The following is a 13554-nucleotide window of genomic DNA, read 5'->3' on the forward strand; positions in this document are numbered from 1 at the left end:
AGCAGCCGCTCAGCGCAGTTCTGCGAGCAGTTGCTTTGCCTGCGACTTGAGGTCGCCGGCGCTTTCGGCTTCGACTTCCTCGACCAGCGAGCGGGCGCCTTCGACGTCGCCGATGGCCTGCAGCTCGCGCGCCAGCGACAGCTTGACCGCGTGGGGGCTGTCGTCGCCGTCGTCTTCGGACATGGCGGCGGCGGGTCGGCTCGGTTCGGCAGTGCCGGCCACTGGACGGGCGGGAAGGCCGGCCAGTGCGCTCATGTCGAACTCGATAAAACCCGAATCGGCGGGAAGATTGTTGCCGCTGCGCAGCGCCGCCGGACGGGTGTTGTCGTCGGTTTCGCTCAGCCCGGCAGGACGGGTGATCGGCGCCAGAGCGCCGGGCGCGGTGTCGAAGTCGTTTTCCAGGTCGACCGGCGCCGGTGCATGCGCATGGCCGTTGGACAGGGGCGCGGTTGCGGCGGGTGCGTAGGCGGTCTTCGGCAGGCTGGCGCTCACCGGAGCGGGGCTTGGTGCGAGTGCCGCGGGTTGGCTCAGGTCGAGGTCGAAGTCCAGCGGTGCGACCGATGGCACGAAGGCGGGCGCCGCGACAGCAGCAACGGGGGCGAGCGCCGGGGCGGGGGAAGCCGCAGCGGGTTTTGCGGCCGTGGCAAGCGCGCCTGCAAAGGCGGCGCTTTCGGCTTGGCTCACGCCGCCCCGGGCTGTGCCCGATTCGTACAGCGGATTGCCCGGATCGAGATCCTTGCCCATTTCGACCACGCGGTTCCAGTCGGAACCGGTGCCGTTGGTGAGCTTGTGCACTTCGGTCGCCAGGCCTTCATAGGCCCGGACGTCGCGGCGCTTGGCGTGGATTTCGAGCAGCTTGAGGTGAATGGCCGTGCGGTCCGGATTCACGCGCAGGGCTTCGCGGAGGATTTCCTCGGCCTGCAGGTCGCGGCCATAGGCAAGGTACACGTCGGCTTCGGCCACGGGGTCGACATCGCCTGCGTCGAGCTGGCTCGGCGAGTACGACAGCGACGAGACGGTGGAATCGCCGCGGTGCTTGGTGTCGACCGATTCTCCGCCGCTGGCGCCGAAGAACGAGTCTTTCGGGATGCGGCTTTCGAGGAACACGCTTTCGCTCATTTCCTCGCGCCGGCGGCCCAGCACGCGGTAGAGCAGGAAGCCGATCAGCAGTGCGATCAGTGCCGCACCGGCCAGCATCAGCGGGTTGTCCATCAATTCGTCGAAGAAGCTGCGTTCGACGGGAGGAGGCGGGGGGGCTGCCTTGACCACCGGCTTGGGTGCCGGCGCCGGAGCTGCGGCACTCGCTGCCGCCGCAGGTGCGCCCGGCATCGTTTCGGCCGATGCCGCAGCGTCGGGTGCAACGGCGGCGGGAGCGGTTGCCGGCGTTACCGCTGCGGGTGCAGGAGCTTCTGTCGGTGCCGACGCGCTGGGCGCCGCGGCAGGCGTTGCGGCTGGTGCAACAGGCACGGCAGGAGCCACAGGTGCCGTCGCCGTGGCAGGCGCAGCCGGTGCAGGGCTGGCCGCCGTCGGCGAAACCGTGGCCGCCACGCCTGGGTTGGGGACCGGAATGCCAGGAGCAGCCGGCGCGGGTGCCGAGCCTGCTGCGGAACCGGTGGCCGCCTTGAGCTTGGCCAGTTCGTTGATGTTCTTGGAAAGCTCCGCAACGCGGTTGTTGCTTTCCTGAGCCTGGCGGGTTTGGGCAACCTTCTCGTCGGCGGCGCGAGCGGCCGCGCTGCCTTGCGAGATCGTCAGCTTGTCGGGTGCGCTTGCCGTGGCGTTGCGATCTTCGACATTGGCTTGCACCTTGCCGGAGGCGTTGCGGCCGGCGGCGGCCACATTCGCGGTGGGCGCGTTCTCGGCCAGGCGCTGGCGGTAGGCACCGAAGTCGCGGCTTTGCGCGGTCACGGTGCGCCGTGCTTCCGCGGGCGGAATGGCGCCGGCTTCGGCGGCGCCCGGCAAATCGAGCACTGCGCCGGCCTTCATGCGATTGACGTTGCCGCCAATGAACGCGTCGGGGTTGGCGAGCAAAAGCGCCACCAGCATCTGGTCGAGCGATACGTCGGCCGGCTTGTGGGCCCTGGCGATCTTGCTGGCGGTATCGCCGCGCTGCACCGTGACTTGTTCGCCGCCGCTTGCCGGGCGAGTTGGCGCGGCGGCGCTGGGAGCTTGCGGTGCCGCGGTTGCAGGCGCCGGAGCGGTTGCGGACGGAACCGTGACAGGAGCGACAGGGGGGCGTTCGCGGCGTGCACGAGCGGCAGCCGAGCCCGAACGCTCCGCGGGAGGCGCGGTGACCTGTGGCGTGGAGGGCGAAATCGGCGCGCTTGGCGCTGCCTGGCGCGTGACCGGCGGGTCGAGCAGCACGGTGTAGTCGCGCACCATGCGGCCCGACGAGCCGTTGGCTTCGAGCAATAGGTCGATGAAGGGGTCGTTGAGCGGACGGGTGCCCGTCAGGCGCACCACGTACTGGCCGCCGGCCCGGCGCTGCAGCGTCGCCTTCACGTCGCTCAAGGCCGCGTTGTACGGGACGCCCGCGTTCTTGAAGGCGTCGGCGCTGGCAACGTTGATCTTCAGGCTGTCCGCTTCCGCGGCCGCCATCTCGGTGACGTCGATTTCAGCGCGAAGGGGCTCGCCCAGTGCCGATTGCACCTTCAGTTGGCCCAGTGCAAAAGCGCTCGCATCGGTGCTCGAAACGCCCAAGGCGACCGCCATGGCGGCACCGAGAACGGAAAGGCGGAGGCCTTTCAAAGGCAGGGAAGGGCGAGCGGCCGATGGGCGGGCCGCGGGCAACAGATGTCTTGTCATGCTGATAGGGGGCGGCTCAGGCCCAGAAATTGTAAGAGGACGTTAGCACCAACACCGGGTACTGACAAGGCGCTGCGCCTGTTCTACCCAGTACGCGCATACTTACGCACACATCTTCCGTTGCTGTTAAGCAACATTTCGGGCTTGCGGTGAGCCGGCGCGCCCCCATCAAGCCTCGAGCAAGATGCGCAGCATGCGGCGCAGCGGTTCGGCCGCACCCCACAGCAACTGGTCGCCGATGGTGAAAGCGCCGACGTATTCAGGGCCCATGGCAAGCTTGCGAATGCGACCCACCGGGATGTCCATGGTGCCCGTGACGGCCACCGGCGTCAGTTCCTTGAGGCTGGCTTCGCGGGTGTTCGGCACCACCTTGGCCCACGGGTTGTCGGCGGCGATCATGGCCTCGATGTCTGCCAGCGGCACGTCCTTCTTGAGCTTGAAGGTCAATGCCTGGCTGTGGCAGCGCATCGCGCCGATGCGCACGCAGAAGCCGTCGACCGGCACTGCGGCGGTACCGAAGCCCGCGCCCTGGCCGAGAATCTTGTTGGTTTCCGCGCCGGCCTTCCATTCTTCCTTGGAGGTGCCGTCGCCCAGGTCCTTGTCGATCCAGGGAATCAGCGAGCCGCCGAGCGGCGCGCCGAAGTTGGCTGTTTCGGCCGCGCTGAGGTTCTGCTGCTTGTGCAGCACCTTGCGGTCGATTTCGAGAATGGCCGACTTCGGGTCGTCCAGCAGGGCACGCACTTCGGCGTTCAGGGTGCCGAACTGCGTCAGCAGCTCGCGCATGTGCTGCGCACCGCCGCCCGACGCAGCCTGGTAGGTCATGCTGGTCATCCACTCGACCAGACCGGCCTTGTAGAGGGCGCCCACGCCCATGAGCATGCAGCTCACGGTGCAGTTGCCGCCGATCCAGTTCTTGCCGCCGTTGGCGAGCGCGTTCTGAATGACCGGCAGGTTGACGGGGTCGAGCACGATGACCGCGTCGTTGTTCATGCGCAGCGTGGAAGCGGCGTCGATCCAGTGGCCGCTCCAGCCCGCGGCGCGCAGCTTGGGAAACACCTCGCTGGTGTAGTCGCCGCCCTGGCAGGTGATGATGATGTCGCACTTCTTCAGTGCGTCGATGTCGTTCGCATCCTTCAGCGCGGTCTCGTTCCTGGCCATGGCCGGAGCCTTGCCGCCGGCGTTGGAAGTCGAGAAGAACAGCGGCTCGATGAGCCCGAAGTCGCCTTCCGCCTGCATGCGGTCCATCAGGACCGAGCCGACCATGCCGCGCCAGCCTACAAGGCCGACCAGAGGTTGAGATGCGTTCGCCATTTCAGTTTGCCCTTGTGAAAAAGAAAGAAATTGTCTTTTTTGCCCCCGACTCGTCGAGCCGGGGAGGGGCGTGACGAAGCGGGCTGCGGTTAGCCGGTAATCGTCTTTTTGGTGATTGCTGCAACAACCGCGTCGCCCATCTCACGGGTGCCGACGCGCTTCGTACCTTCTGACCAGATGTCACCCGTGCGCAGCCCGGAGGCGAGCACATGCTTGACCGCCGACTCGATACGGTCGGCAGCTTCGGCTTGGTTGAGTGAAAAGCGGAGCATCATGGCAGCGGACAGTATTGTAGCCAAAGGATTGGCGACCCCTTTGCCGGCAATGTCGGGGGCACTGCCGTGGCTGGGCTCATACAGGCCCTGGTTGCTCGAATTGAGCGAGGCCGAGGGCAGCATGCCGATGGAGCCGGTGAGCATGGCGGCCTCGTCCGAGAGGATGTCGCCGAACATGTTGCCGGTGACGATCACGTCGAATTTCTTGGGCGCCTTCACCAGCTGCATGGCCGCGTTGTCGACGTACATGTGGTCGAGTTCGATGTCCGGATAGTCCTTGTGCACCTCGGTCACCACGTCCTTCCAGAACTGGAAGGTCTCGAGCACGTTGGCCTTGTCGACACTGGTCACGCGCTTGTTGCGCTTGCGTGCCGCCTCGAAGGCCACGCGGGCAATGCGCTCGACCTCGGGGCGCGAATAGCGCATCGTGTCGAACGCTTCTTCGGCGCCCGGAAAGTGCCCGTCCGCAGCGGTGCGGCGGCCGCGCGGCTGGCCGAAGTAGATGTCTCCGGTCAGCTCGCGAATGATGAGGATGTCCAGGCCCGCGATGAGCTCGGGCTTCAGGCTCGATGCATCCACCAACTGCTCGTAGCAGATGGCCGGGCGGAAATTGGCGAACAGACCGAGGTTCTTGCGCAGGCCGAGAATCGCCTGCTCGGGACGCAGCGGGCGGTCGAGCTTGTCGTATTTCCAGTCGCCGACGGCGCCGAACAGCACCGCATCCGCTTCCTTCGCGAGCTTGAGCGTCGATTCGGGGAGCGGATGGCCATGCGCCTCGTAGGCCGCGCCGCCGACCAGCGCAGTTTCCATTTCGAACGAGAGGTCGAGCGCGTCGAGCACGCGGATGGCCTCGGCCACGATTTCGGTGCCGATGCCGTCACCCGGGAGAACTGCGATTTTCATAAGTTGGTCTGAGGTTTGATATTGGAGATGCGAAGCTTCAGGCGATCATCGTGTGCGCGAGCCAGGGCTTCTGCGCCAGCCGCTCGGCCTCGAAGGCCTTGATCTTGTCCTTGTGGCGCAGCGTCAGGCCGATGTCGTCCAGCCCGTTGATGAGGCAGTACTTGCGGAAGGCCTGCACGTCGAACGCGAACTCGCCGCCGTCGGGCTTCACGACCACCTGGCGCTCCAGGTCGATGGTCAGCGAGTAGCCGGGGAAGGCAAGGGTCTCGTCGAACAGCTGCGCCACCTGTGCTTCGGGCAGCACGATCGGCAGCAGGCCGTTCTTGAAGCTGTTGTTGAAGAAGATGTCGGCATAGCTCGGCGCAATGATCGCGCGAAAGCCGTACTGGTCGAGCGCCCACGGCGCATGTTCGCGCGACGAACCGCAGCCGAAGTTCTTGCGCGCCAAAAGGATCGATGCGCCCGCGTAGCGCGGCTGGTTCAGCACGAAGTCGGGGTTCGGCTTGCGGCTGGCCGGGTCCTGGCCCGGAAAGCCCGCGTCCAGATAGCGCCACTCGTCGAACAGGTTCTGGCCGAAGCCGGTGCGCTTGATCGACTTGAGGAACTGCTTCGGAATGATGGCGTCGGTGTCGACGTTCTCGCGGTCCATGGGGGCGACAAGGCCCTTGTGCACGGTGAATTTCTGCATGTGAATCTCTCTTCTTGTTCAGGCGAAGGTGCGCACGTCGACGAAGTGGCCGTGCACCGCAGCGGCGGCGGCCATGGCCGGGCTCACCAGGTGGGTGCGGCCACCGGCGCCCTGGCGGCCTTCGAAGTTGCGGTTGCTGGTCGATGCGCAGCGCTCGCCGGGTTCCAGGCGATCGGCATTCATGGCCAGGCACATCGAACAGCCGGGCTCGCGCCATTCGAAGCCCGCAGCCTTGAAGATCACGTCGAGGCCTTCGCGTTCGGCCTGTTCCTTCACCACGCCGGAGCCCGGAACCACGATGGCGAGCTTCACGTTTTTCGCAACCTTCTGCCCGAGCTTCTTCACCACGGCCGCGGCTTCGCGCATGTCCTCGATGCGGCTGTTGGTGCACGAGCCGATGAACACCTTGTCGATGAAAATGTCGTTCATCGCCTTGTTGGGCTCCAGGCCCATGTAGACCAGTGCGCGCTCGATGGCGCCGCGCTTGCTGGCGTCCTTTTCCTTGTCGGGATCGGGCACGCGGCCGTTGATGTCGACCACCATTTCGGGCGACGTGCCCCAGGTCACCTGCGGCTGGATCTGCGTTGCATCGAGTTCGACCACGGCGTCGAACTTCGCATCGGGGTCGGACTGCAGCGTGCGCCAGTAGGCCACGGCCTGGTCCCATTCCACGCCGGAGGGGGCAAGCGGGCGACCCTTGATGTAGCTGATGGTCTTTTCGTCGACCGCGACGAGCCCCGCGCGCGCGCCGGCCTCAATGGCCATGTTGCAAACCGTCATGCGGCCTTCCATGCTCAGATCGCGAATCGCAGAGCCCGCGAATTCGATCGTGTAGCCCGTGCCGCCGGCAGTGCCGATCTTGCCGATGATCGCAAGCACGATGTCCTTGGCCGTGCAGCCGAACGGCAGCTTGCCTTCGACCTTCACCAGCATGTTCTTCGCCTTCTTGCCAAGCAGCGTCTGCGTGGCCATCACGTGCTCCACCTCGCTGGTGCCGATGCCGTGCGCCAGCGCGCCGAACGCGCCGTGCGTCGAGGTGTGCGAGTCGCCGCAGACCACGGTCATGCCGGGCAGCGTGGCGCCCGATTCGGGGCCGATCACATGCACGATGCCCTGGCGCTTGCTCAGGAACGGAAAGAACGCCGCGGCGCCGAATTCCGCGATGTTCTTGTCGAGCGTGGTGACCTGTTCCTTGCTGGTCGGGTCGGCAATGCCTTCGTAGCCGCGCTCCCAGCCTGTGGTGGGCGTGTTGTGGTCGGCCGTGGCCACCACCGAGCTGATGCGCCACAGCTTGCGGCCGGCCTCCCGCAGCCCCTCGAAGGCCTGCGGGCTGGTGACTTCGTGCACCAGGTGGCGGTCGATGTAGAGGATGGCGGTGCCGTCTTCCTCGGTGTGGACGACGTGTTCGTCCCAGATCTTGTCGTAGAGCGTGCGTGCCATGTCGTTCTCTTGTCTTTCGTGGGGAAGTGAATTGTCTTGTTTTCTATGCGGTGATCGGCTCGGCCAGATCGTGGGCGGCGGCCGGCGTGTGCAAGTGGTTGACCAGCGTGCGCGCGGCCACCGGCAGGGTCGAGAAGTCGCGTGCTACCAGCCGGATTTCGCGGTTCGACCAGGCGTCGTTCAGCGCCACGCTGCACAGGCGGCTGCCGATGCCCGCCTGCAGCAGCTCGAACGCACGCTCCGGCATCACGCCGATGCCCAGGCCGTTGTCGATCATGCGGCACATGGCGTCGAGCCCGGTCACGTGGATGCGCAGCTTGACGTTGCGGCCCGCTTCAACCGCGGCCTGGTGCATGGCCACGTAGATCGAGCTGTTGGTGTGCAGGCCCACATGGTCGAAATCGAGCGAAGCCGTGAAATCGATCGAACCTTGGGTTGCAAGCGGATGCCCGGCGGGCACGATCAGCACGAGCCGGTCGTGGCGGTAGGGCAGCGTCTGCAATTCGTTCGTGCCGTCTGGAATGTGGCAAATACCGAGGTCGGCGGCGCCTTCCTGCACCGCGCGCACCACTTCGTTGCTCAGGTGCTCTTCCAGGTCGATCTTGATCGCGTCGTGCTCGCGCGTGAAGGCACCGAGGTCTTCAGGAAGAAACTGCACGATGGCCGAGATGTTGGCGTGCACCCGCACATGCCCGCGCACGCCCTCGGCGTATTCGCTGAGTTCGCCCTGCATCTTCTCGAGGCTGTAGAGCACCGAGCGCGCGTGGTGCAACAGGCTTTCGCCCGCGGGCGAAAGATCGACGCCGCGCGCGTGGCGGTAGAGAAGGGTGGTGCCCAGAGTGGCTTCAAGGTCGGACAGCCGCTTGCTGATGGCCGAGGCGGCAATGAATTCGCGTTCCGCGGCCCGCCCGATGCTGCCCAATTCGCACACGGCCACGAACAACTGCAGCGACGTGAGGTCGATGCGCCGGGCGAAGTTGCGTTCTGAAGTGCTCATGGGGTACTGGACATCGCGTCTGGCGATGAGTTCGCCATTTTCTCTGGGTTTTGACCAACTTGCCATCGTCATCTGCGATGGGTTCGTTGCCCTGAGGCGAGGAGCTCCGGCCTGCAGCCCTTGGTGCGGTGAATTTCCCCACTGCACATGGCAAAACGCCCCGCTCCTCGCTTGCGGGCGAGGGAGCAGGGCGTGCGTCAGCGCGCGGTACGCAGGTCTCGAAAGACCCGGGGGTCGGTGCCTACTTACTGGCGCTTCTTGGCGGCGTCTTCAACTTTTTCGCCGCCCTTCTGAATGTCCTGGCCTGCGCCCCGGAAGGTGTTGCAGCCGGACAGCGGAACGGCGAAAGCGAAGGTGACGGCAATCAGCGCGGCAATTTTCTTCATGACGGATCTCCTGAAGTCGTTGAAAAAGGCGGCCCGACCTCGGGCCTCCGATGCACAACGTACCGAGGCCGTGCTGCGAATCCTGTCAGCCAAGACGCAAAAAAGCTGCCCGAAGGCAGCTTTCCGCGGTGAGCGCCGGTGCGCCTTCAGCGCTTGCCGATGGGTTGCACGTCGCGCTTGGGCGAGCCTTCGAACAGCTGGCGCGGGCGGCCGATCTTGTACTCGGGGTCGCCGATCATTTCGTTCAACTGGGCAATCCAGCCGACCGTGCGGGCCAGCGCGAAGATTGCGGTGAACAGCGGCACCGGAATGCCGATGGCGCGCTGCACGATACCCGAATAGAAGTCGACGTTCGGATAGAGCTTGCGCGAGACGAAGTATTCGTCTTCGAGGGCGATCTTTTCCAGTTCCTTGGCCAGCTTGAAGAGCGGATCGTTTTCCAGGCCCAGTTCGGTCAGCACTTCGTTGCAGGTTTCCTGCATCAGCTTGGCGCGCGGGTCGTAGTTCTTGTACACGCGGTGGCCAAAGCCCATGAGCTTGACGTTCGAGTTCTTGTCCTTCACCTTCTTGATGAACTCGCCGATCTTCTCCACGCCGCCTTCCTTCTGGATGTCGTACAGCATGTTGAGCGCCGCTTCGTTGGCACCGCCGTGCGCCGGGCCCCAGAGGCAGGCCACGCCGGCCGCGATGGCCGCGAAGGGGTTGGTGCCCGACGAACCGCACAGGCGCACGGTCGAGGTCGAGGCGTTCTGCTCGTGGTCTGCGTGCAGGATGAAGATGCGGTCGAGCGCGCGCTCTAGCACCGGGTTCACCTTGTACTCTTCGCACGGCGTGGCAAACATCATGTGCAGGAAGTTGCCCGCGTAGCTCAGGTCGTTCTTCGGGTACATGTACGGCTGGCCGATCGTGTACTTGTAGGCCATGGCCACGAGCGTGGGCATCTTCGCGATCAGGCGGATCGCGGCGATCTCGCGGTGCTCGGGATTGTTGATGTCCGTGCTGTCGTGATAGAAGGCCGACAGCGCGCCCACCAGGCCGGTCATGATGGCCATCGGGTGCGCATCGCGGCGGAAACCGCGCAGGAAGAACTGCATCTGCTCGTTGACCATCGTGTGGTTGGTCACGAGCTTCGTGAAGTTGGTCTTCTTGGCCTGGTCGGGCAGCTCTCCGTAGAGCAGCAGGTGGCAGGTCTCGAGGAAGTCGCAGTTGGTGGCAAGCTGCTCGATGGGGTAGCCGCGGTACAGCAGTTCGCCCTTGTCGCCGTCGATGTACGTGATGGCCGACTGGCATGCGGCGGTCGACATGAAACCCGGGTCATAGGTGAACATGCCGGTCTGTGCATACAGCTTGCGGATGTCGATCACGTCCGGGCCCACGGTGCCCTTGTAGATCGGCAGTTCGACGCTGTCGCCGCCGTTGCTGAACGACAGCGTGGCCTTGGTATCGGAAGCTTTCATTTCGGGTTTCTTTCAGAGAGTATTCAGGAAGGCGAAGAGGAAACGGAGGCGGGAACAGAGGTGGAGGGACGCTGCGCGCCGTCGGTGCGCATCAACTGGAGCAACTCGACCACCTCGGCCCCGGCCCATGCGGGCTCGGGCTCCTTTCTTCGCAGCAGAAGATCGAGGAGGTCGTTGTCCGACAGGTCCATCAATGTCTCCATCGCTCCCGCCTGGCCGACGGTCATGTGCGACTCGTGCCGCTCGAAGAAGCGCGCGATGAACAGGTCGTTCTCGAGCAGACCGCGCCGGCAGCGCCATTTCAGCTTGCTCAGCGCTCGTTCGCTGAGAGGCTGTGCGAGTTCGGCGGCGGTTTGCATGGTTTCTCTCGGCAAAGAATCAGATGGCGCGACGCACCATCAGTTCCTTGATCTTGCCGATCGCCTTCGTCGGGTTCAGGTTCTTCGGGCACACGTCCACACAGTTCATGATCGTGTGGCAGCGGAACAGGCGATACGGGTCTTCGAGGTTGTCCAGGCGCTCGGCGGTGGCTTCGTCGCGGCTGTCGGCGATGAAGCGGTAGGCCTGCAGCAGGCCGGCCGGACCCACGAACTTGTCGGGGTTCCACCAGAAGCTCGGGCAGCTCGTGGAGCAGCTCGCGCACAGAATGCACTCGTACAGGCCGTTGAGCTCGTCGCGCTCTTCCGGCGACTGCAGGCGCTCCTTCTCGGGCGGCACGTTGTCGTTCTGCAGGTATGGCTTGATGGAGTTGTACTGCTTGAAGAACTGCGTCATGTCCACGATCAGGTCGCGGATGACCGGCAGGCCCGGCAGCGGCTTCAACACGATCGTGCCCTTGAGCGTGAGCATGTTGGTCAGGCAGGCGAGGCCGTTCTTGCCGTTGATGTTCATCGCGTCGGAACCGCAGACGCCTTCGCGGCACGAGCGGCGGAACGACAGCGTGGGATCTTGCGCCTTGAGCTTCATCAGGGCGTCGAGCAGCATGCGCTCATGGCCGTCGAGTTCGATCTCGATGGTCTGCATGTAGGGCTTGGCGTCCTTGTCCGGGTCGTAGCGGTAGATCTGGAATGTGCGCTTCATCGTGAAACCTTGTGATGTTGTTCTTGTTTAGAACGTACGGACCTTGGGAGGAACGGAGTCGACCGTCAGCGGCTTGAGGTTGACCGGCTTGTAGGAGAGGCGGTTGCCTTCGCTGTACCAGAGGGTGTGCTTCATCCAGTTGGCGTCGTCGCGGCCGAGCGGTGCAACCGGGTCGTCCGACGGACGCTCGTAGTCTTCCACCGTGTGCGCGCCGCGGCATTCCTTGCGGGCGGCCGCCGAAACCATGGTGGCTTGCGCCACTTCGATCAGGTTGTCGACTTCAAGCGCTTCGATGCGCGCGGTGTTGAACACCTTGGACTTGTCCTTCAGGCCGATGGCGTTGACGCGCTCGCGCACGGCGGCGATCTTGACCACGCCTTCGTCCATCGAGGCTTGCTTGCGGAACACGGCGGCGTGCTGCTGCATGACCGAGCGGATTTCACCGGCCACGTCCTGCGCGTATTCGCCGTCGGTGGCGGCTTCGAGCCGGTTCAGGCGCTCCAGCGTGCGGTCGGCGGCATCGGCCGGCAGCGGCTTGTGCTCTTTCAGCTTGTCGTTGAACTCGACGATGTGGTTGCCGGCCGCGCGGCCGAACACCAGCAGGTCGAGCAGCGAGTTGGTGCCCAGGCGGTTGGCGCCGTGCACGCTCACGCAGGAGCATTCGCCCACGGCATAGAGGCCGTTCACCACGGCGCTGTTCTGCTCGCCCTGCTGGACCACGACCTGGCCATTGATGTTGGTCGGAATGCCGCCCATCTGGTAGTGGATGGTTGGCACCACGGGAATCGGCTCCTTGGTGATGTCGACGTTGGCGAAATTCACGCCGATTTCGTACACCGAAGGCAGGCGCTTGTGGATGGTCTCGGCACCGAGGTGGTCGAGCTTCAGCAGCACGTAGTCCTTGTTGGGACCGCAGCCGCGGCCTTCCTTGATTTCCTGGTCCATCGAGCGCGAAACGAAGTCGCGCGGTGCCAGGTCTTTCAGCGTGGGCGCATAGCGCTCCATGAAGCGTTCGCCGTTGCTGTTGAGCAGGATGGCGCCTTCGCCGCGGCAGCCCTCGGTCAGCAGCACGCCGGCACCGGCCACGCCGGTCGGGTGGAACTGCCAGAACTCCATGTCCTGCAGCGGAATGCCCGATCGCGCGGCCATGCCCAGGCCGTCGCCGGTGTTGATGAAGGCGTTGGTCGAAGCCTGGAAGATGCGGCCCGCGCCGCCGGTGGCCAGCAGCACGGTCTTGGCTTGCAGGATGTGCAGGTCGCCGGTTTCCATTTCGAGCGCGGTCACGCCGACCACATCGCCTTCGGCGTCGCGGATCAGGTCGAGTGCCATCCACTCGACGAAGAACTGGGTGCGCGCCTCGACGTTCTTCTGGTAGAGCGTGTGCAGCATGGCGTGGCCGGTGCGGTCGGCTGCGGCGCAGGCGCGCTGCACGGGCTTTTCGCCGTAGTTGGCCGTGTGGCCGCCGAACGGCCGCTGGTAGATCGTGCCGTCGGGGTTGCGGTCGAACGGCATGCCGAAGTGTTCGAGTTCGTAGACGACCTTCGGTGCTTCACGGCACATGAATTCGATCGCGTCCTGGTCGCCGAGCCAGTCGGAGCCCTTGATCGTGTCGTAGAAGTGATAGTGCCAGTTGTCCTCGCTCATGTTGCCGAGCGATGCGCCCACGCCGCCTTGCGCGGCGACCGTGTGCGAACGGGTGGGGAACACCTTGGAGAGCACCGCCACGTTCAGGCCGGCGCGCGCCAGTTGCAGCGAAGCGCGCATGCCGGAGCCGCCGGCGCCGACGATCACGACGTCGAACTTGCGCTTGGTGATTTGTTCTTTTGTGTAGGTCATGGTGGGGTCAGATCTTCCAAAGCACTTGAATGGCCCAACCCGCACAACCGACAAGCCAGACGATGGTGAAAATTTGCAGGGCGAGGCGAATGCCGACGGGCTGGATGTAGTCCATCCACACGTCGCGCATGCCAACCCACACGTGATAGAGCAGGGAAACAATCACGGAGAAGGTCAGCACCTTCATCCACTGCGCGGCGAAGATGCCGGCCCAGAGGTCGTAGCCGAGAGGGCCACGCGTGAAGATCAGTTGCGCGAGCAGGATGATCGTGAAGAGCGCCATCAGGCCGCCCGTGATGCGCTGGCTGAGCCAGTCGCGCAAACCGTAATGTGCGCCGACGACGATGCGCTTGGAGCCGTAATTCACAGACATGGTTGG

Annotated in this window: 12 protein-coding genes; all 12 read right to left on the reverse strand. The window is 64.8% G+C overall.

Annotated elements, in window-relative coordinates:
• Positions 1-9: 9 nt before the first annotated feature.
• Positions 10-2709, reverse strand: coding sequence for a FimV/HubP family polar landmark protein (locus tag EJI00_RS01950; RefSeq protein ID WP_409513998.1), 2700 nt, complete (start codon positions 2707-2709; stop codon positions 10-12).
• 261 nt (positions 2710-2970) lie between these two features.
• Positions 2971-4113: an aspartate-semialdehyde dehydrogenase gene (gene asd / locus EJI00_RS01955; RefSeq protein WP_126745773.1), complete on the reverse strand. Its 1143-nt coding sequence runs from the start codon at positions 4111-4113 to the stop codon at positions 2971-2973.
• Between the two features lie 89 nt (positions 4114-4202).
• On the reverse strand, positions 4203-5291 hold the full coding sequence (leuB, locus tag EJI00_RS01960) for a 3-isopropylmalate dehydrogenase (protein WP_126745774.1): 1089 nt from the start codon (positions 5289-5291) through the stop codon (positions 4203-4205).
• Between the two features lie 37 nt (positions 5292-5328).
• A complete protein-coding gene (gene leuD / locus EJI00_RS01965) occupies positions 5329-5979 on the reverse strand; it encodes a 3-isopropylmalate dehydratase small subunit (RefSeq protein WP_126745775.1) in 651 nt (216 codons plus the stop codon).
• Between the two features lie 18 nt (positions 5980-5997).
• Complete coding sequence (leuC, locus tag EJI00_RS01970; RefSeq protein ID WP_126745776.1) at positions 5998-7419, reverse strand: 3-isopropylmalate dehydratase large subunit; 1422 nt, start codon at positions 7417-7419, stop codon at positions 5998-6000.
• A gap of 43 nt (positions 7420-7462) precedes the next feature.
• The gene (locus tag EJI00_RS01975; protein ID WP_126745777.1) at positions 7463-8416 is read right to left on the reverse strand and encodes a LysR family transcriptional regulator; all 954 of its coding nucleotides are present in this window, start codon (positions 8414-8416) and stop codon (positions 7463-7465) included.
• A 245-nt stretch (positions 8417-8661) separates the two neighbouring features.
• Complete coding sequence (locus tag EJI00_RS01980) at positions 8662-8802, reverse strand: entericidin A/B family lipoprotein (protein ID WP_126745778.1); 141 nt, start codon at positions 8800-8802, stop codon at positions 8662-8664.
• 146 nt (positions 8803-8948) lie between these two features.
• Entirely contained in the window at positions 8949-10259 is a 1311-nt protein-coding gene (gltA, locus tag EJI00_RS01985; RefSeq protein ID WP_126745779.1) for a citrate synthase, read from the reverse strand.
• 23 nt (positions 10260-10282) lie between these two features.
• Positions 10283-10618: a succinate dehydrogenase assembly factor 2 gene (locus EJI00_RS01990; RefSeq protein WP_126745780.1), complete on the reverse strand. Its 336-nt coding sequence runs from the start codon at positions 10616-10618 to the stop codon at positions 10283-10285.
• A gap of 19 nt (positions 10619-10637) precedes the next feature.
• Positions 10638-11339, reverse strand: coding sequence for a succinate dehydrogenase iron-sulfur subunit (locus EJI00_RS01995; protein ID WP_055804283.1), 702 nt, complete (start codon positions 11337-11339; stop codon positions 10638-10640).
• 27 nt (positions 11340-11366) lie between these two features.
• The gene (gene sdhA, locus EJI00_RS02000; protein ID WP_126745781.1) at positions 11367-13175 is read right to left on the reverse strand and encodes a succinate dehydrogenase flavoprotein subunit; all 1809 of its coding nucleotides are present in this window, start codon (positions 13173-13175) and stop codon (positions 11367-11369) included.
• Positions 13176-13182: 7 nt separating this feature from the next.
• The gene (gene sdhD / locus EJI00_RS02005) at positions 13183-13548 is read right to left on the reverse strand and encodes a succinate dehydrogenase, hydrophobic membrane anchor protein (RefSeq protein ID WP_126745782.1); all 366 of its coding nucleotides are present in this window, start codon (positions 13546-13548) and stop codon (positions 13183-13185) included.
• Positions 13549-13554 lie beyond the last annotated feature (6 nt).

It is taken from the genome of Variovorax sp. DXTD-1, assembly GCF_003984625.1.
Taxonomy (GTDB): Bacteria; Pseudomonadota; Gammaproteobacteria; order Burkholderiales; family Burkholderiaceae_C; genus Variovorax.